Here is a 17,797-nt window from a genome sequence, read left to right on the forward strand (position 1 = left end):
ATCTGCAGTGCGGCCCGAACCCCGTGAGGGCCGGCGCCTTTAGACGCGTGCCGGAAATCCAAGGGTTATACCCTAAGAGCAAACCACCCCTTTTAGGGGTGGTTTTGATTTCACGTCACCTTGCTCGCGTGTACGGGTTTTCGCTGACGTTTGCTCAAAATTAGCTGCCCCATTACGGCACTCATTGGGGACAGGCTTAAATGAGCGCCCAATGAGAGGGTACTCATTTAAGTCTGTCCCCAATGAGTGGGTTAAAGGTTGCGGGTTCTTTACGGGAATGTAGTGTGGGCTGCGGAAACGTGGTTCTTTCCGTAAAATAGAGCAATTCGTGTAAGCGCAGGAAAGGGATATTCATGGCAGACATGATCGAGATCAAGCATCTCAACAAGTACTTTGGCGACCTGCATGTGCTCAAAGATATCAACCTCACCGTCAAGCGCGGCGAGAAGCTCGTAATGATCGGGCCTTCCGGCTCGGGCAAGTCCACGCTCATCCGTTGCGTCGATTATCTGGAGGAGCCCACGTCGGGCGAGGTCATCATCGACGGTACGCCGCTCACCAAGAAGAATCACCTGGAGATGGCTCGCAAGTACAGCTCCATGGTGTTTCAGCAGTTCAACCTATATCCCAACATGACGGTGCTGGGCAACCTGACGCTCGCGCCCATCAAGCTGCAAAAGAAGAGTAAGGAGGAGGCGACCGAGATCGCCATCGCCGCGCTCAAGCGCGTCGGCATGGCGCATAAGGCAGGCGAGTACCCGCAGAACCTCTCGGGCGGTCAGCAGCAGCGCATCGCCATTGCCCGTGCCCTGTGCACCAAGCAGCCCATCATCCTGTTTGACGAGCCGACCTCGGCGCTCGACCCCGAGATGGTCCAGGAAGTCCTGGACGTTATGATTGAGCTCGCGCAGGAGGATATCACCATGATCTGCGTGACGCACGAGATGGGCTTTGCGCGCCAGGTGGCCGACCGCGTCATCTTTATGGAGGACGGCCGCATCCTGGAGGAGGGCACACCCGAGCACTTCTTCGATAACCCCGAGAACCCGCGCTGCCGCGAGTTTCTGTCCAAGATTCTGCACTAGGCGCGGTGATGGACATGACGGATATGACGAGGGCGGCCGTGTCGCGCCGCCACTTTTTGCAGCTGGCGGGCGCCGGTATGCTCGCGCTGACGGGGACTGCGCTTACCGGTTGCGGCAACTCCACCGGCGGTGAGGACTCCGACAAGGGGTCTAAGCTTGCGGCCATCAAGTCGCGTGGCCATCTGAATGCCGGCGTTAAGAAGGACGTTCCTGGCTACGGCTATTACGACACCGCCAAGGGCCGCTTTGAGGGCATGGAGGTCGATTTGTGCTACCAGATCGCCGCTGCCGTCTTTGGCGTGAGCTACAAGGAGGCCCGTGCCCAGGAGCTTGTCGAGTTTACTGACGTAACGCCCAAGACGCGCGGCCCGCTGATCGATAACGGCCAGCTCGACGTGGTCGCGGCGACCTACACCATCACCGACGAGCGCAAGAAGAGCTGGGATTTCTCGACGCCGTACCGCACCGACTACGTGGGACTCATGGTCAAGAAGCGTTCGGGCTTTACCTCGATTGAGGACCTGGACGGCAAAGTCATTGGCGTGAGCCAGGGTGCCACCACGCAGGGCCTGATCGAGCAGATGATCAAGGACAACGGCTTTAGCTGCGAGCCCGAGTTTAGGGCCTTTAGCGGCTACCCCATCATCAAGAGTTCGCTCGATGCCGGCAATATCGACGTCTTTGCCATGGACCGCTCCACGCTGGCCGGTTACATGAACGAGACCGTTGAGCTGCTGCAACCCGAGGTCAAGTTTGGCGAGCAGGGCTACGGTGTGGCGACCAAGAAGGGCTGCGATCTTTCGGCCGTGGTCGATCAGGTGATATGCGATCGCCTGGCCGACGGCTGGCTCGACCAAGAGGTTAAGACCTGGGGTCTTGTATAGGCGCATCGTCCAAGGAAGGAATCAAATGCTCGAAGGATTGTTTGACGCCGACCGCTGGTCGACGACATTCCAAAACATGGGGCCCTTCTGGGAGGGCTTTGGCGTGACGATGCAGGTGGTCGTTGCCGGCCTGCTGCTGTCGCTGGTGTTGGGCACGCTGCTGGGCGTGTTCTCTACCACTCGTTCTCGCGTTCTGCGCGCCATAAGCCGCGTGTACGTGGAGTTTTACCAGAACACCCCGCTGCCCGTGCAGGTGCTCTTTATGTACATGGCCGGTCCGCAGTTTTTGCAGGCCATAACCGGTGCCGACCAGCCGGTGCGTATCGCGCCGTTTGTGCTGGGCTTCTTGGGCGTGGGCCTGTATCACGCTGCCTACATTTCGGAGGTCATCCGCACCGGTATCGAGGCCGTTCCGCGTGGCCAGATGGAGGCGGCCCAGAGCCAGGGCTTCACCCGTGCGCAGGCATACTGCTACATCGTGCTGCCCCAGACGTTCAAGATCATTCTGCCGCCGTTGTGTAACCAGGCACTCAACCTGGTCAAGAACACGTCGGTGCTGGCGCTTGTGGCCGGCGGCGACCTTATGTACCGTTCCGACAACTTTGTGAGTCTGTACGGTTACCTGCAGGGATACATCGTCTGCTGCCTTATGTATTTCATCATCTGCTTTCCGCTCGCCATGCTGGTGCAGTGGCTCGAGCGCCGCTCCAAGGAGCGCCCGCGCGGCATGAGCCTGGCCGAGCTGGGGCTCGACAACGTAGAGGAGGCCTAGCGCATGGAAATCTTCAACGCGACCAACCTGCTCTACATTTGGGGCGGCTTTGTTAAGACGATCGAGATCTCGGCGCTGTCGATCTTTTTCTCGCTCATCTTTGGCACGGTGCTGGCGCTCGTTAAAAGCTACGCGCCCCGTCCGTTCCGTATTTTGGTGAGCGCCTATATCGAGCTGTTCCGTTGCACGCCAAACTTGCTGTGGATCCTGTTTATCTACTTTACGGTGCAGGGTTTGGACATTGTGATTTCGACCATCGCCTTTACGCTGTTTACCAGCGCTGTTATGGCCGAGATTGTGCGTGGCGGCCTCAACTCGATTCCGCGCGGCCAGTTTGAGGCGGCGCAGAGCCAGGGTTTTGGCTTCTTTGCCACCATGCGCTATATCATTCTGCCGCAGACGTTTAAGACGATCATTCCGGCGCTGTTTAGCCAGTGCACGACCGTCATCAAGGACAGCTCGTATCTTTCGGGCATTAACGTGGCCGAGCTCATGTACACGGCAAACGTCGTGATGGCCCACGCGATCGACCTGTCGCAGGTGCTTATGCTCTACGGCCTGGTGTTTGCGATGTACTTTGTGCTCAACTTTGGTATCTCGCTGCTGGTGAGGGCATATCAGCGTCGCATTGTGGCCGCATAGTCCTGCTTCCCCAAGCACGGCACCTTGCCCCTCAATCGTCGCTTGCGTACATTTAGTACGCGGCACTCCTCTTTCGGGGCAATCTGCCGCACTTGGGAAACCAGGACGAAGGTGGGGGCAAAATGAATGTGACAAAGGGACTGTCCCTTTGTCACATAGAGAAAGGAATCGCGATGAGCGATCTGGAGAACAAGAAGAATCCTGTGGTCATTACCATCGCGCGCGACTTTGGCGCCGAGGGTCACGAGATTGGCCGCATGCTTGCCAACGAGTTGGGAATTCCGCTGTACGACAACGAGCTGCTGGTGCGTGCGTCGATGCGCGCGGGTGAGTCGCTCGATAAGATGGCCGCCTACGACGAGCGTCTGGCCGTGGAGAACATGGCGTTTCTGCCCGACCGCTACGATGCGCGTTCGTACTCGGACAAGTTGTTCCAAAAGATGAGTCAGGTGATTTTGGACCTGGGCGAGACCGAGAGCTGCATTATCGAGGGTCGCCTGTCCGATTACCTGCTGCGTAACAACCCTAATCACATTGCCGTGTTGGTGACCGCACCCTTTGAGGACCGCGTCGAGATCGTGCGCAAGAAGCGTGGGCTCAACAAAAAGAAGGGCGCCAAGCTGGTCAAGCAGCAGCAGAAGGCACGCGAGGCGTTCTATAAACGTTACAGCGCCGGAAAGTGGAAGATGACGAGCGGCAAGGATATCGTCGTCAACCGCGCCAAGCTGGGCCGCGAGGGCTGCAAAGACGTCATAGCCGCTGCCTACCGCTACAAGGTGGCTCAGCTCGAAGGCTAGCCGACCAAAAGCCACCGCAAAGGGGACAGGCACCTTTGTGGTGATCGAGCGGCCGGCATAGAAAAAGTCCCCGCCGGGCGTGTGCCCGACGGGGACTTTGCCGTTTGGTGGTTAGCGCTGTAGGTGACTACTCACCCAGCAGGCTCTTGGTGATGGAAGCGGCGGCCTTCTTGCCGGCGCCCATCGCCAGAATGACCGTAGCGGCACCGGTGACGATGTCGCCGCCGGCCCAGATGCGGGGATCGGTGGTCTGGCCGGTCTCCTCGTCGGCGACGATGTAGCCCCACTTGTTGAGCTCCATCTTGCCGCCGATCTTGGCAGCGAAGGGGTTGGCGTTGGTGCCGATAGCCGAGATCGCGACGTCGCAGGGAATCTCCTCGATGGCGCCCTCGATGGGCACCGGGCGACGACGGCCGGACTCGTCAGGCTCGCCGAGCTCCATCTTCTGGACCTTGACGGCGCACACGGAGCCGTCCTCGCCAGCGACAAACTCGAGCGGGGAGACGAGCGGCAGAACCTCGACGCCCTCGGCCTTAGCATGGTGCAGCTCAGCGCGACGGCAGGGCATCTCGTCCTCGGTACGACGGTAGGCGATGATGGCGTGCTCGGCGCCCAGGCGCTTGGCGGTACGGACAGCGTCCATAGCCACGTTGCCGCCGCCAAAGACGACGACGTTCTTGCCGTGCTTGGTGGGGGTGTCGTACTCGGGGAACTTGTTGGCCTTCATCAGGTTCACGCGGGTGAGGTACTCGTTTGCGAAGAAGACGTTGGGCAGGTTCTCGCCGGGGACGTTGAGGAACTTGGGCAGGCCAGCGCCGGTCGCCACATAGATGGCGTCGAAGCCCTGCTCGAACAGCTCATCGGCCGTGGCCATGTTGCCCACGACGGAGTTGTACTCAAACTTGACGCCCATGTCCTCAAGGCCGTCAATCTCGCGCTTGACGACTGCCTTGGGCAGACGGAACTCGGGGATGCCGTAGACCAGCACGCCGCCGCCGGTGAAGAAGGCCTCAAAGACGGTGACGTCAAAGCCGTTACGGGCGAGCTCGCCGGCGCAGGTGATGCCGGACGGGCCGGAGCCGACGACGGCGACCTTCTTGCCGTTCTTGGGAGCCATCTTGGGCGTGGAGGCGAGCTCGGGGCGGTCACCCAGGAAGCGCTCGAGCTGGCCGATGGCCACGGGCTCGGACTTCTTACCACGGATGCACTTGCCCTCGCACTGGTTCTCCTGCGGGCAGACGCGACCGCAGATGGCGGGAAGCATGGAGTCCTCGCGGATGGTATCGAGGGCGCCGCCAAAGTCCTTCTCACGGATCTGCTCGATAAAGCGGGGGATGTTGATGTTGACGGGGCAGCCCTCAACACAGAACGGCTTCTTGCAGTTGAGGCAGCGCTCGGCCTCGGCCAGCGCCATCTCCTCGGTGAAGCCCTTGTCGACGGGGCGGAAGTCGCAGGCGCGCTCGGCGGCCGGCTCCTCGTTATCGGGGGTGCGGGGCGACTTCATATCGGCAACGAAACGACCGTTAACTAGTGGCATGCGCAGCTCTTTTCCTCATAGGCCTTGAGGGACTCGCCCTCTTCGGAACGGTAAGCGGCCTGGCGGGCACGAAGGTCATCCCAGTCGACCAGGGTGGCATCGAAGTCGGGGCCGTCGACGCAAGCAAACTTGGTCACGCCGCCCACCTCGACGCGGCAGCAGCCGCACATACCGGTGCCGTCAACCATGATGGGGTTGAGCGACGCGGTGATGGGGGTGTCGTACTTCTGGGCGGTGAGGGTCGAGAACTTCATCATCGGAACGGGGCCGACGCAGAAGACCTGGCTCACGGCCTTGTCCTGCAGCAGGCGCTCCAGCGGAGCGGTGACAACGCCCTGCTCGCCGTAGGAACCGTCGTCGGTGGTGATGTGGATGTGGTCCTCGTCGAGGAGCTCGCGGAACTGGTCCTCCATGAGCAGGAGGTCCTTGGTGCGAGCGCCCATGATGGCGTGCACCTCGTGGCCGGTCTCGACCAGGTGCTTGGCGACCGGGAAGGCAATTGCCAGGCCGACGCCGCCGCCAATGACGGCGCAGGGGCCCTCGGCCATCTCGGTGGGAACGCCCAGCGGGCCCACGACGTCGCGCAGCGACTCGCCGGCCTCGTAGGTGGAAAGCATCTCGGTGGTCTTGCCGATCACCATGAAGATGAACTCGACCCAGCCCTCGTCACCGTTCCAGCCGGCCAGGGTAAACGGGACACGCTCGCCCGTCTCGTTGGCGCGAACCATGAGGAACTGTCCAGCGTGCGCATGCTTGGCGATTGCAGGCGCCTCGATGCGGAACTTGAACACCTTCTCCGAGAACTGCGTCTTCTCCAGGATCTTATACATAGAACCCCTCTCTTGTTAGGGCAACCGAACCGTGCCTCCACGGAAATGGACGGCAGCCCGAATAAAACCGTACGCGCACAGGCGTTGTGCAGACATACGGTGTAAATTATACCCTCATGGACATGTTGCTTACGTGTATCTTTGGCAGGCGGGAAAAGTGATCTAGCACAAAGAGACAGGTTTATTTTGGCGGGTTTTATCAGATAAAACGACAAAAGGGGCCGGCCTTGCACATCGGTGAGGCCGGCCCCTTTTGGGGTGTTGGGTATGTATGGCGGCACAGGGTTTATTGCGATGCGGCCGCTGCGGCGTTTTCGCATATAAAACCTGCCAAAATAAACATCCCTTTTTGGTAGGTTTTAGTGCTTGCCGTTGGCAGAGGCGGAGCCGTTGACGTGGTCGCGGGCATAGATTACGCCGTGCACAATCGCCAGGCCGGCGGCGTCGGCGGCGCGGACGCAGGTGTCCTGGAAGTCCTCGGCCTCGCGGGCGCGCAGCTGCTTGAGCACGTAGCCGGCGACAGCCATCTTGCCGGGAGGGTTGCCGATGCCGGTGCGGATGCGGCTAAAGTTGCGGCTGCCCATCTTGTCGATGATGGAGCGCAGGCCGTTGTGGCCGGCGTGGCCGCCGCCCACCTTGACGCGCACGTCGCCGGCGGGAATGTCGAGTTCATCGTGGATTACGAGCAGCTCCTCGGCCTTGATTTTGTACTCGCGGCAAAGCTTGGAGATGGGGCCGCCCGAGGTGTTCATGTACGACTGCGGCTTGACCAGCACAATCTGGCGCTTGCCGCCCTCTTCATCTGGATCGTTGATGTTGATGAGCGCGACCTCGGCGCCGGCCTGGTTTTTCCAGTACGTGACGCCGGCCTGACGCGCCAGCTCGTCGATCGCCTTAAAGCCTGCGTTGTGGCGGGTCTCGGCATACTCATCGCCAGGGTTGCCAAGTCCGGCAACCATGCGAATCTTAAGCGGCTGTGCAGCTGCCATGTGCTTCCTTTCATCGATTTGTCGCCTGCTATGGTGAGCGACCCCGTTGCTGCTGTCAAATGGAGGGTGATTGAGGCCGCATGAGGGCGTTTGGACAGTCGTCAGAAGCCGGGATGGACAGTTAGTTCAGATTTGTATAAACCAAGAGATCTTTGACTGCCAAAATCGGGGCCACGGAACTGTCACGGCGCTTTGGGGAGCACAATTTGCGCTATTTCAGATCTTTTGAGTCTTCAAATGAGGTAATTGGCGCCGGGATGGCGGCAAACCACCTCGAAATGAGCCGTCTGTTTATACAAATCTGAACTAACTGTCCAGCCATGCTCGGTAACACTGGGCAAAAGTCTTTTAGACCGGCGCGAGGCCGATTCCGGCCCGCAGGGTGTTGAGCCAGGCGGCCTGACGCTTGCGATAACCCTTGATGCGGTAGCGGAATCGAACTCCCGCAAGTCGATGCATCGTCTGGGCGAAGGCTTCGAGTGCAACAAGGTCCTTCATTTGGTCACGGTTGATAACCAGGACGTGGATACCCATGGCCTTAAGGCCATTGTTGCGATTGCCATCGTGGATGCGAGCGTTTTGAAGCTCATGTCCAATTCCGTTGTATTCGTTGTCGACTCCGGCGGCTGGGCAATATAAGTCGCAGATGGCGTAGGGGATGCCCGAGGACATGTTGACCGCAAGGGTGTCGAAATCGACTCGATAGTTGAGCAGCAGGCCTCCCATGGGCAGGCTGCAACACCCGAATCCGCCAAAGCGCATGGGTGCGCCCAGGACAGCGAACATCAATGATTCCGCTGGGGATGCGGATCCGGCCCGGGCGAGTTTGATAGCTGTGCGAAACGAGGCGTAGGAACTACTTTTGGCAAACCGTGCGACTGCCTCGAGCTCTTCGATGGTTGTGGCGGGCTCGCATTTGTAGTGTGCCTGTTCGTAGCGGGTTTCGGATTGCTTTTCGGGTGTCGGTTGATCGCCCTGGCAATCGAGATCGTCCATCGTTTCGAAGCTGTTGGCCTCGGGCCACGTGTCGTCGTAGGCGATGGGGTAAGTTGCTTCGGGCGGAAGTGAGTAGGTTCCGAGCAGTTCCATGAGAAGCATCAAGGTTTTGGCAACCGATTCATTTTTGGAACAAAGCATGGCCGTCATGGCGGGAGACGTTGCGTAGATGTCGGCTTCGATGTGCATGATCGCGCCCTGGGGGAGAGGGGCGGTGATGGTGTGCTGGAGGAGCCGTCCGTCGGGTCGTCTGTTGCTGCCGCTCGCAACAAAGAGGTCTAGACGCTCGGAGTCGTCTTCGCTCCAGGCGTCAAGTATTGCAAGGGCCGCAAAGTCTATGGCGTCCTTGTTGGGAACGCAACCTACGAGGGCTTGTGTCTGTTGCTCGTCATCGATGGCGTCCCAGGGAAGGGCGGAGTACGCCCGTCGAGCGCGGCGAATTGCGCGGAGGGCGGAGAGGTGTGAAATTACGGTTGTCATAGCTATAAGGTACTAAGCCGTTGGCGAAATGATATGGCCGTGCCGTTCTTTTCGCTCAAAGGGGCGTCGCGCGCCGCGGGCGGTAACGACATCATACGGAATGCCTTGGAAAAGTGGAGAATGGAGTGATGGGTTGGCCCTGGAGGCATCTACTGAGATGGATGCTGGACAGTTAGTTCAGATTTGTACAAGGCGACCGGGGTGTATTGCCGTTGTTGAAGGACTCGGTGGGCAAAATGGGGCCAATGGCATGGTGAAGAGATCCATAGGAGGAGGAATCGAGCGGAATTATGCCGGCAAGAGAGCTTTCGACGCATTAAATGGCCCAAACGAATGCCACATTAATACAAATCTGAACTAACTGTCCAAGGCGGGTTGTCGAGGGGCAGAAAAAAGGGTCGGAAGTGAGCTTCCGACCCTTCAAAGACACCAAAGATGATGCGATGCGCGCTGGATTACAGCGCGAAGTCGCCGCCGACGAGCGTGGAGACGGGCTCCTCGTGGTAAACGGCAGAGATGGCCTCGGCGAACTCCTCGGCGACCGAGATGGTCTTGATCTTGCCGCCAACCTCGACGGGGATGGCATCGGTGACGAGGCACTCGACGATGGGGGCGTCGTTCAGGCGCTCGATGGCCGGGCCCGAGAAGATGCCGTGGGTGGCGCACACGTAGATGTCGCCGGCACCCATGGCCTTGAGCTCCTTGACGTTGGCGCACAGGGTGCCAGCGGTGTCGATCATGTCGTCATTGATGATGCAGGTCTTGCCCTTGATGTCACCGATGATGCCCATGACCTCGGCGGCGTTGTGGCGCGGACGGCCCTTGTGGGCGATGGCGAGGCTGCAGTCGAGCATGTCGGAGAGCTTCTTGGCAGCTTTGGCGCGACCCACGTCGGGGGAGACGACAACCAGGTTGTCGGTGTCGAAGTGCATGTCGTTGTAGTACTGGCCAAACAGCGGCAGTGCGGACAGGTGGTTAACCGGGATATCGAAGAAGCCCTGGATCTGGCCCTGATGCAGGTCGAGGGTGATGATGCGGTTGACGCCAGCGCGCTCGAGCAGGTTGGCGACGAGGCGGGCGGTGATGGGCTCGCGCGGGCCGGCCTTGCGGTCCTGGCGGGCATAGCCGTAGTGGGTGATGACGGCGGTGATGGAGCGGGCGGATGCGCGCTTGGCAGCGTCGGTGGCGATGAGCAGCTCCATGAGCATGTCGTTAACGTTGCCGCCGGCCACGGACTGAATCAGGAAGACGTCGGCGCCGCGGACGGTCTCGTCGTAGCGGGCGTAAATCTCACCATTGGCGAACTGCTTTAGCGTAAGGCCCGAAAGCTCGACCCCAAGGTACTCAGCGATCTTCTGAGCGAGGGGACGGTTGGAGGAACCGGAATACACGCGGATGGACTTGCGCATATTCTCCGACTTCTCGGGATCATTAATCGGCATTACCCTTCTCCTTTATATATCGAATGCCATATAGATGCCTTGTTGCATTGTAACCGCGCGGCGGGGTTTATCGGGTCTTGATAACGTCTTTACCGTCAACGGACACGAACCGACCACTCATCCGGTCGCGCAGGTCAGCATAGAAAAAGGAGCCATCCCCATGGGAACGGCTCCTTAGATGCTTGGTAAAACGTTATACCTCGTCGTCCTCGTGCAGACGGCGGCGATAATCGGCGGCCCAGCCCTCAATATTTACCTGACGGGCGCGGCCCAGGCCGAGTGCGTCAGCCGGGACCGGCTCGGTGATGACGGAGCCGGCGGCCACGAGTGCGCCGTCGCCGATCTGGGCGGGCGCGACCATCATGGTGTCGGAACCGATGAAGGCATCCTTGCCGATGACGGTCTTGTGCTTGTGCACGCCGTCGTAGTTGCAGGTGATGGAGCCCGCGCCCACGTTGACGCCGGAACCCATGGTGGTGTCGCCGATGTAGGACAGGTGCGGTACCTTGGAGCCCTCGCCGATCGTGGACTTCTTGATCTCCACGTGTGTGCCGGCCTTGGAGCCATCGAGCATGTGGGTGCCCGGGCGCAGGTAGGCGCGAGGGCCGCAGTCGACGCCGTTCTCGATGACAGCCTCGATGGCGATAGTCTCATCGATGGTGCAGCCGCTGCCAACGGTGGTGTCGGTGAGGCGGCTGTTGGGGCCGAGCTGGCACTCCTCGCCCACGGTGACGTGGCCGATCAGGTGCGTCTGCGGCCACACGACGGTGTCGCGGCCGATGACGGCGTCGGGGCCGATCCAGGCCTGCGTGGGGTCGATGAAGGTAACGCCCTCGGCCATCCAGTGCTCGTTGATGCGGTCGCGCGCGATAGCGGTGAGTTGCGCGAGCTGGATCCGGCTGTTGACGCCCAGGCCGTCGCGGTAGTCGTCGCAGTGGAAGATGGAGACTGCCTGGCCGTGGCCCTTGAGAATCTCAAGCATGTCGGGCAGGTAGTACTCGGACTGCGCGTTGTCGTTGCCGATCTCGCTGATGTGGGCGGCGAGCTGCGCGCCGTCGAAGGCGTAGCAGCCGGCGTTGCACTCGAGCAACGTGGCGGCCTGCTCGGGCGTGCAGTCCTTCTGCTCGATGATGCGCTCGATCTGGCCGTCGGCGCCCAGCTTGATGCGGCCGTAGCCAAAGGGATCGGGCGGGGTCATGGTCATGACGGTGCAGGCGAGCTCGCCGCCGGCGACGGTCTGCGCGAACTTGGCGACGGTGTCGGCGGTGATGAGCGGCAGGTCGCCGTTGAGCACGACGACGGGGCCTTGCATGATGCCGCATGCCTCGAGCGCGACCTTTACGGCGTGGCCGGTGCCCAGGCGCTCGGTTTGTTCGACGCACTCGACCTTGGTGGCGCTGTTGGCGTAGGCGCCGTCGATAAGGGCGCGCATCTCGTCGGCGTGGCTGCCGATGACGACCACGACGCGGCTGCAGCCGGCCTTGATGGTGGCGTCGACGATCCACTGGACCATGGGCTTGCCCAGGATCTTGTGCGAAACCTTGCAGTGGTTCGACTTCATGCGGGTGCCCTCGCCGGCGGCGAGGATAATTGCGGTTGCGTCCATGTGATCTCCTGTTACGTTATAGACACGTGAGTTTGGAAACGATACACGGAGCAATATGATACCGCAGGCATATGATGAGCGCGTAACGATTGGCGCATGGCGGCCGATGTCGGTGCCGCCGGCGTGACGTTTGCGCTGGTTGTGCATGGCAGCGGCACTGCGGCGTTGGCGTTTGAGCGAGGGGATGGGGTGTTCGTGGATATCATGCGAGAGGAATCGGGCAACGAGCCCGTCGCGGCATTCTCGATGTCGCATCCGGCGGTGCCGGCGCTCTACATGGTGCTGACGCTGGGGCTCACCATGTTCTCGATGCAACCGGTGCTGCTTGCGCTGTCGCTTGCGGGCGGGCTGGCGTATGGGTTTGCGACGCGCGGCGTCGCCCGCACGTTGGGGGCGCTTCGCTGGCAGCTGCCGGTGATTTTGATTATCGCGGTGCTCAACCCGTTATTTAGCGCTTCGGGCTCGACGGAACTGTTCCGTATTGGCATGCGTGCGGTGTATCTGGAGAGTATGGTATACGGCCTGTGCATGGGCGGGCTGTTTGTGGCGAGCGTGCTGTGGTTTGAGGCCGCGGCGTCGATGCTTAGCTACGACAGGGTGCTTGCGCTTTTGGGTAACATCGCGCCGGTGATCGCGCTCATGATCTCGATGTGTATGCGGCTTATCCCGCAGTTTTTGCGTCGCGGTCGCACGGTGCTGGCGGTGCAGGATGCGATTGATGTGCCGGGCCGCGCGCCGGCCGACCCCGTGCGTTCGCGCCTACGGGCATCGAGCGTGTTGATGGGCTGGGGCATGGAAGATTCGCTGGAGCGTGCGGACGCCATGCGCTCCCGTGGGTGGGGCGCCGCGGCGCGTCGCACGACGTACGCGCGGTATCGGCTGGCGCGCGGCGACGTTGCCGCGCTGGTTGGGCTTGCGCTGTTTGGCGTGGCCACGGCGGCAGTGGCGTGGACCGCGACGATGCAGTATTCGTTTTACCCGCAGCTTTCGGTGCCGGCGCCGTGGCTTGGCTATGTTGTATACGCGACCTGGATGGCGCTGCCCTGCGTGGTGCATGCGATTGACGAGAAGAGGTTTGGCTGATGGCTCGGTTGGACGGGAGCATCATGGCGGACGCGGTGTGCGGCTCGGATATACCGGCGATTGAAGTGCGGGGCCTGCGCTTTGCCTACCCCGGGGCCGAAGTGCCGGTGTTCGAGGAGCTCGATTGGCGTGTTCCCCAAGGGACGTTTGCGTTGCTTGTCGGTGGTACCGGGTCGGGCAAGTCGACATTACTCTCGTTGCTCAAGCCCGAGATTTCGCCGGCGGGCGAATGCTCCGGCGAGCTGCGCATGCTGGGCGAAAGCGTTGCCGACATGGACGTTCGCGCGTCCGCGGAGCGCGTGGGCTATGTGTTTCAGGACCCCGAGAACCAGATTGTGTGCGAAACCGTGTGGCACGAGATGGCGCTTGGCCTGGAAAACTTAGGCATGTCGCGCGACGAGATGCGCCGTCGCGTGGCCGAGACCAGTTATTTCTTTGGGGTGGAGGATTGGCTCCACCGAGATACCGATACGCTTTCGGGCGGACGCAAGCAGCTGCTGTCGCTGGCAGCCGTGCTGGCGTTGCGCCCTCGCGTGCTGCTGCTCGACGAGCCCACGTCCCAACTGGATCCCGTTGCCGAGAAAAATTTTCTGCATGCGCTGTTTCGCGTGAATCGCGAGCTGGGCTGCACGGTTGTTGTGGCAACGCACCAGCCGCGCCCGATGCTCGAATACGCGACGTGCGCGTATCGGATTGAGGGCGGGTGCGTAAGCGAGGTCGCTGACATCGCCTCCTTGGGGCATCGCGAAGAGCTGTTTTCTGGCGAGGTGCCAGGGTGGGGTGGCTCGTGGCGTGCAAAAAACGGAGTTTTCAGCAGCGCCAGTGGCCGGCCGGGCTATTTGGACCCGCGCGTGGGCGATCCGGGCGCAAAAAAAAGACCGAAATCGGACAAATCGGCTGAATTTGAGGCGCAAATCCTGTCGCAAGACGACTCGGGGGCGCCGTCGTGCGCCGGTGGATGCCGAATACTCCCAAAAATGCACGCTGGGTCGGCTACCACCCTGGCAGGGGGCTGGTTTCGCTACGATCGAGCGTCCGGCTGGGTGCTGCGCGGGCTCGATGCGTCGTTTTCGGCAGGCGCGGTGCATGCTGTTGTGGGCGGTAACGGCTGCGGTAAGTCGACAATGCTTTCGGTGCTGGCCAAGACGGTCAAGTTGCAGCGTGGGCATATGGAGCGCGGGGCGGCCTCAGCGGCACTGCTGCCTCAGAATCCCAAGGCGCTGCTGGTTGCCGAGACGGTGCGCGAGGAGCTGATGGAATGGGCTTCGACCTGCGGATATGACGAGGCTATGGCGCGAGAGCGCGCGACGAGTCTGGGATTGTCCGGCTTGGATGGGCGCCATCCGTACGATCTTTCGGGCGGGCAGCGCCAGCTGCTTGCGTTGGCAAAGCTGCTGTTGATCGGCCCCGAGCTGCTATTGCTCGATGAGCCCACCAAGGGTCTGGACCTGGCCAGCCGTCGCATCATCGCCCGCGCCCTGCGCGACCATGCGGAGGCTGGCGGTACCGTCATCATGGCAACGCACGATCTGGGCTTTGCCGAGCAGGTTGCCGATGACATTGCCATGATGTTCGACGGTGAGATTGCCTGCATGGAGCCGCCCGCCGACTTTTTTGCCGACAATGTGTTTTATAGGGCGTGATGGGATGGCGGATTATCGCGTCTTGCGCATACTCGCAAAACTGGAGATCCCACTGCTGCTGGCGGTGCCAGCGGTAATGGCCGCGGCGTTGCTGGCAGGCGTTGAGCAGGCGGCGCTTGCCATGCTTGTCGTGGTGGCGCTGGTGCTCGCGCTGTTCTTTGCGGGTTACGAGGCATCTCGTCCGGGTTTGCGCCAGATTATGCCCTCGCTGGTTCTGGCGGCGTTGGCCGCGGCGGGGCGTATCTTGTTTGGCCCCATTCCCGACTTTAAACCGGTGAGCGCCATCGCCATTATCGCCGGGACGACGCTTGGTCGCCGCAATGGTTTTATGGTTGGCGCACTGGCGGCGCTGACCAGCAATTTCTTTTTTGGGCAGGGCATGTGGACGCCGTGGCAGATGTATGCCTGGGGTCTGGTCGGCTATGTTGGCGGCGCGCTGGCGCATGCGGGTGCGTTCGACCGTGCCGATGGAACCGTGCGCATGCCGGCGCTGATGGCGTACGGCTTTGCGTCGGGCCTGCTCTATGGCGCCGTGATTAACGCCTATGACATCATCGGTTTTGTGCAACCGCTCACGTGGGCGGGCGCCGTGGCGCGTCTTGCCACGGCGGTACCGTTCGATATCACACACGGCCTTGCGACCTGCGTGTTCTTGGCCGCTCTCTACAAACCTTGGTGTCGTCGCATTAACCGTGTCGTCGTGAAATACGGGCTGTAGTGGCGGTTGCGCCGGGGCGAGAATCAATACTGTCGAAGTGCCATTTTAAAACTATGCCGGTTTACGGGGCTAGATTGGCCCAGGCAGACCATACCGGCTTTTTCCGAAAATAGACGATCCGTCTACCTGCGGTTTTATTTTGCTTGAATTGCGTTTGGTTGGGGATTTGCGATTCAGCCCCGTAAACCGGCATAGTTTTAAAATGGCCGGCTGACATGATGGGCGTCGTGGCCCTTAGAGAGCCAAATCGATCCGTTTTCTTCCGCCCCCAGACGTCCCCAGGGAATCAGTTGACGTCGCTTGCCACGAAACTAGCCCATCTACTACGTTTAGCTTGATACCCTCGACCATGACCGCGTTTTATGAAAAACCGCAGGCTTTCTACCTGCGGTTTTCTTTTTGCGTTGTTCGCCGTGGTTGAGGGTAGTGGCTTAAACGTAGTAGATGGGGCAGTTTCGTGGCGGGTGTGCCGCGTGGATTCCCTCGCGAGGTGAAAATGATCCGTTTTGCTTCGTCCCCGAGGGGTCGGCTGGGGCTAGAGCTCTAGGGTGAGGGTGACGGGGCAGTGGTCGCTGCCAAAGATGTCGCCGCGGATGCCGGTGTCGCGCACGTTGCCGGCGATGGCGTCGCTCACCAGGAAGTAATCGATGCGCCAGCCCGCGTTGTTCTTGCGGGCATTAAAGCGGTAGCTCCACCAGCTGTAGACGCCCTCGACGTCGGGATTTGCCGCGCGCCAGGTATCGGTAAACCCGGCGTCGAGCAGCTCGGTAAACTTGCCGCGCTCCTCGTCCGAAAAGCCTGCGTTGCCGCGGTTGGACTTGGGGTTCTTGAGGTCGATCTCCTCGTGCGCGACGTTAAAGTCGCCGCAGGTCACCACGGGCTTGCCGGTCTCGCGCTCGAGTCCCGCCAAAAAGCCGCGATAGGCATCGTCCCAGGCCATGCGCACATCGATGCGCGCGAGCTCATTTTGGGCGTTGGGCGTATAGACGTCCACAAACCAAAACTTGTCGAACTCGAGCGCGCAGACGCGGCCCTCGGTCGCGGCCTGCGCCACGAGCTCGGCTGCCGCGCCCTCGCCGGCGTAAGGCAGCAGCGCATCGGCGCGCAGCACGCGCAGCGGTTCCTGGCGGCTAAAGACCGCAGTACCCGAATAGCCTTTACGCTCGGCGTAGCTCCAGGTTTGGTGATAACCGGGCAGGTCGATATCGGCCTGGCCCTCCTGCAGCTTGGTCTCTTGCAGCGCCAGGATATCGACATTGAGCTCCTGTGCGATCTGGATAAAGCTCGGGTCCTTTTTGAGCACGGCGCGCAGACCGTTGACGTTCCACGAGGCGAAAGTGTAAGTCTGAGGCATGGTGTCCTTTCGACGGGGTTTGCAGGCTTAAGATTAGCGCAAAAGGGGCGGTGGTGGGCTCCGCGCGTGCTGACTCAAAGGCCGCATGCTGGGATGTCGCCCGACGCTGCCCGACCAACAAGGACGGAGGACTCATATGACGCAGGCGATATCGGATCCCAAGCGGGCCTCCGCCGCACTGGCGGAGCTGTTTGGTACCCACAAGCGTGTGGTCTTCTTTGGCGGCGCCGGTGTTTCCACGGCGAGTGGCATTCCCGATTTCCGCAGCGTGGACGGCCTATATCACCAACAGTTTGCCTACCCTCCCGAGACCATGCTCTCGCATAGCTTTTACGAGGCGCATCCGGCCGAGTTCTTCGACTTCTACCGCACCAAGATGATCTCACTTGGCGCCAAGCCCAACCGCTGCCACACCAAGCTGGCCGAGCTGGAGCGTGCCGGCAAACTAAATGCCGTGGTGACGCAAAACATCGACGGCCTGCATCAGATGGCGGGCTCGCAGCGCGTGTTCGAGCTGCACGGATCGGTCCATCGCAACATTTGCCAGTCGTGCGGCGCGGTCTATAGCGCCGAGTGGATTTGCGCCCGCGGGCACGAGGACGCCGCGGGTGTGCCCGTGTGCCCCGCGTGCGGCGGGCGCATTAAGCCCGATGTGGTGCTCTACGAGGAGCCGCTCGACGAGCATGTGCTGACCGACGCCGTTGCCGCCATTGCCGCGGCCGACGCCCTCATTGTGGGCGGGACCTCGCTCGTGGTGTATCCGGCGGCGGGCCTTACGCGATACTTTACCGGCGATACGCTGGCCATATGCAATCTTGCTCCCACCGATCAGGATGCAAATGCCGACCTGCTGATTTCTTGCGACATCGCTGCCGCGTTTGCGTTCTAGCCCGCGTGCGCGGATACAATAGAAAGACTAATTGCAAAGCGACCCCGCCG

General features: G+C 61.0%; 16 protein-coding genes. 9 read left to right on the plus strand and 7 right to left on the minus strand.

Annotated elements, in window-relative coordinates; all coding sequences use genetic code 11:
* Positions 1–353 precede the first annotated feature (353 nt).
* The 5 genes from ACTQ1E_RS02180 to ACTQ1E_RS02200 all read left to right on the plus strand — a co-directional run bounded on the left by ACTQ1E_RS02180 (position 354) and on the right by ACTQ1E_RS02200 (position 4,180).
* Positions 354–1,085: an amino acid ABC transporter ATP-binding protein gene (locus ACTQ1E_RS02180; RefSeq protein WP_055251548.1), complete on the plus strand. Its 732-nt coding sequence runs from the start codon at positions 354–356 to the stop codon at positions 1,083–1,085.
* An 8-nt stretch (positions 1,086–1,093) separates the two neighbouring features.
* Positions 1,094–1,969 carry a transporter substrate-binding domain-containing protein gene (locus ACTQ1E_RS02185; protein ID WP_441538476.1) on the plus strand — a complete coding sequence of 292 codons (876 nt, stop codon included), beginning with the start codon at positions 1,094–1,096 and terminating at the stop codon, positions 1,967–1,969.
* 25 nt (positions 1,970–1,994) lie between these two features.
* Positions 1,995–2,741 (plus strand): amino acid ABC transporter permease, encoded by a 747-nt coding sequence (locus ACTQ1E_RS02190; RefSeq protein WP_441033137.1) that lies wholly within the window; start codon positions 1,995–1,997, stop codon positions 2,739–2,741.
* Positions 2,742–2,744: 3 nt separating this feature from the next.
* Complete coding sequence (locus ACTQ1E_RS02195; protein WP_055285379.1) at positions 2,745–3,383, plus strand: amino acid ABC transporter permease; 639 nt, start codon at positions 2,745–2,747, stop codon at positions 3,381–3,383.
* Positions 3,384–3,556: 173 nt separating this feature from the next.
* Positions 3,557–4,180 carry an AAA family ATPase gene (locus ACTQ1E_RS02200; protein ID WP_427717988.1) on the plus strand — a complete coding sequence of 208 codons (624 nt, stop codon included), beginning with the start codon at positions 3,557–3,559 and terminating at the stop codon, positions 4,178–4,180.
* Between the two features lie 127 nt (positions 4,181–4,307).
* Here the strand turns inward: ACTQ1E_RS02200 and gltA are convergent, their stop codons facing one another.
* The 6 genes from gltA to glmU form a co-directional block, all read right to left on the minus strand.
* Positions 4,308–5,717: an NADPH-dependent glutamate synthase gene (gene gltA, locus ACTQ1E_RS02205; protein ID WP_427728860.1), complete on the minus strand. Its 1,410-nt coding sequence runs from the start codon at positions 5,715–5,717 to the stop codon at positions 4,308–4,310.
* Entirely contained in the window at positions 5,708–6,547 is an 840-nt protein-coding gene (locus tag ACTQ1E_RS02210) for a sulfide/dihydroorotate dehydrogenase-like FAD/NAD-binding protein (RefSeq protein ID WP_006235793.1), read from the minus strand. The genes gltA and ACTQ1E_RS02210 overlap by 10 nt, the downstream gene beginning before the upstream one ends.
* Positions 6,548–6,906: 359 nt before the next feature.
* Positions 6,907–7,536: an aminoacyl-tRNA hydrolase gene (gene pth / locus ACTQ1E_RS02215; protein ID WP_441564504.1), complete on the minus strand. Its 630-nt coding sequence runs from the start codon at positions 7,534–7,536 to the stop codon at positions 6,907–6,909.
* A 348-nt stretch (positions 7,537–7,884) separates the two neighbouring features.
* On the minus strand, positions 7,885–8,721 hold the full coding sequence (locus ACTQ1E_RS02220) for a hypothetical protein (RefSeq protein ID WP_441033143.1): 837 nt from the start codon (positions 8,719–8,721) through the stop codon (positions 7,885–7,887).
* Positions 8,722–9,467: 746 nt separating this feature from the next.
* Entirely contained in the window at positions 9,468–10,454 is a 987-nt protein-coding gene (locus tag ACTQ1E_RS02225; protein ID WP_441564506.1) for a ribose-phosphate diphosphokinase, read from the minus strand.
* 193 nt (positions 10,455–10,647) lie between these two features.
* Positions 10,648–12,060, minus strand: a complete 1,413-nt coding sequence (gene glmU, locus ACTQ1E_RS02230) for a bifunctional UDP-N-acetylglucosamine diphosphorylase/glucosamine-1-phosphate N-acetyltransferase GlmU (RefSeq protein ID WP_154516675.1) — start codon at positions 12,058–12,060, stop codon at positions 10,648–10,650.
* Positions 12,061–12,156: 96 nt separating this feature from the next.
* On the opposite strand from glmU, the gene ACTQ1E_RS02235 reads away from it, so the two are divergent.
* Genes ACTQ1E_RS02235 through ACTQ1E_RS02245 form a run of 3 tightly spaced genes read left to right on the plus strand, consistent with a single transcriptional unit; the run spans position 12,157 to position 15,504 of the window.
* Positions 12,157–13,143 (plus strand): energy-coupling factor transporter transmembrane component T, encoded by a 987-nt coding sequence (locus ACTQ1E_RS02235; protein WP_441564509.1) that lies wholly within the window; start codon positions 12,157–12,159, stop codon positions 13,141–13,143.
* Positions 13,144–13,166: 23 nt separating this feature from the next.
* The gene (locus tag ACTQ1E_RS02240; RefSeq protein WP_441564511.1) at positions 13,167–14,786 is read left to right on the plus strand and encodes an ABC transporter ATP-binding protein; all 1,620 of its coding nucleotides are present in this window, start codon (positions 13,167–13,169) and stop codon (positions 14,784–14,786) included.
* Positions 14,787–14,790: 4 nt separating this feature from the next.
* Entirely contained in the window at positions 14,791–15,504 is a 714-nt protein-coding gene (locus ACTQ1E_RS02245) for a DUF6580 family putative transport protein (RefSeq protein WP_441564513.1), read from the plus strand.
* 535 nt (positions 15,505–16,039) lie between these two features.
* Here ACTQ1E_RS02245 and ACTQ1E_RS02250 read toward each other — a convergent pair.
* Positions 16,040–16,858 carry an exodeoxyribonuclease III gene (locus ACTQ1E_RS02250; RefSeq protein WP_154516667.1) on the minus strand — a complete coding sequence of 273 codons (819 nt, stop codon included), beginning with the start codon at positions 16,856–16,858 and terminating at the stop codon, positions 16,040–16,042.
* 136 nt (positions 16,859–16,994) lie between these two features.
* Between ACTQ1E_RS02250 and ACTQ1E_RS02255 the strand changes: the two genes are divergently transcribed.
* Entirely contained in the window at positions 16,995–17,747 is a 753-nt protein-coding gene (locus ACTQ1E_RS02255; RefSeq protein ID WP_441056409.1) for an NAD-dependent protein deacylase, read from the plus strand.
* Positions 17,748–17,797 lie beyond the last annotated feature (50 nt).

This window comes from Collinsella sp. LCP21S3_C7 (genome assembly GCF_052118485.1).
Taxonomy (GTDB): Bacteria; Actinomycetota; Coriobacteriia; order Coriobacteriales; family Coriobacteriaceae; genus Collinsella.

What these genes read in the sequence shown, in the direction of transcription:
- glmU (WP_154516675.1), bottom strand. Translation starts at nt 12,060, where the DNA reads ATGGACGCAACCGCAATTATCCTCGCCGCCGGCGAGGGCACCCGCATG.
- gltA (WP_427728860.1), bottom strand. Translation starts at nt 5,717, where the DNA reads ATGCCACTAGTTAACGGTCGTTTCGTTGCCGATATGAAGTCGCCCCGC.
- ACTQ1E_RS02195 (WP_055285379.1), top strand. Translation starts at nt 2,745, where the DNA reads ATGGAAATCTTCAACGCGACCAACCTGCTCTACATTTGGGGCGGCTTT.
- ACTQ1E_RS02200 (WP_427717988.1), top strand. Translation starts at nt 3,557, where the DNA reads ATGAGCGATCTGGAGAACAAGAAGAATCCTGTGGTCATTACCATCGCG.
- ACTQ1E_RS02190 (WP_441033137.1), top strand. Translation starts at nt 1,995, where the DNA reads ATGCTCGAAGGATTGTTTGACGCCGACCGCTGGTCGACGACATTCCAA.
- ACTQ1E_RS02210 (WP_006235793.1), bottom strand. Translation starts at nt 6,547, where the DNA reads ATGTATAAGATCCTGGAGAAGACGCAGTTCTCGGAGAAGGTGTTCAAG.
- ACTQ1E_RS02225 (WP_441564506.1), bottom strand. Translation starts at nt 10,454, where the DNA reads ATGCCGATTAATGATCCCGAGAAGTCGGAGAATATGCGCAAGTCCATC.
- ACTQ1E_RS02245 (WP_441564513.1), top strand. Translation starts at nt 14,791, where the DNA reads ATGGCGGATTATCGCGTCTTGCGCATACTCGCAAAACTGGAGATCCCA.
- ACTQ1E_RS02240 (WP_441564511.1), top strand. Translation starts at nt 13,167, where the DNA reads ATGGCGGACGCGGTGTGCGGCTCGGATATACCGGCGATTGAAGTGCGG.
- ACTQ1E_RS02185 (WP_441538476.1), top strand. Translation starts at nt 1,094, where the DNA reads ATGGACATGACGGATATGACGAGGGCGGCCGTGTCGCGCCGCCACTTT.
- ACTQ1E_RS02180 (WP_055251548.1), top strand. Translation starts at nt 354, where the DNA reads ATGGCAGACATGATCGAGATCAAGCATCTCAACAAGTACTTTGGCGAC.
- pth (WP_441564504.1), bottom strand. Translation starts at nt 7,536, where the DNA reads ATGGCAGCTGCACAGCCGCTTAAGATTCGCATGGTTGCCGGACTTGGC.
- ACTQ1E_RS02220 (WP_441033143.1), bottom strand. Translation starts at nt 8,721, where the DNA reads ATGCACATCGAAGCCGACATCTACGCAACGTCTCCCGCCATGACGGCC.
- ACTQ1E_RS02250 (WP_154516667.1), bottom strand. Translation starts at nt 16,858, where the DNA reads ATGCCTCAGACTTACACTTTCGCCTCGTGGAACGTCAACGGTCTGCGC.
- ACTQ1E_RS02255 (WP_441056409.1), top strand. Translation starts at nt 16,995, where the DNA reads ATGACGCAGGCGATATCGGATCCCAAGCGGGCCTCCGCCGCACTGGCG.
- ACTQ1E_RS02235 (WP_441564509.1), top strand. Translation starts at nt 12,157, where the DNA reads ATGGCGGCCGATGTCGGTGCCGCCGGCGTGACGTTTGCGCTGGTTGTG.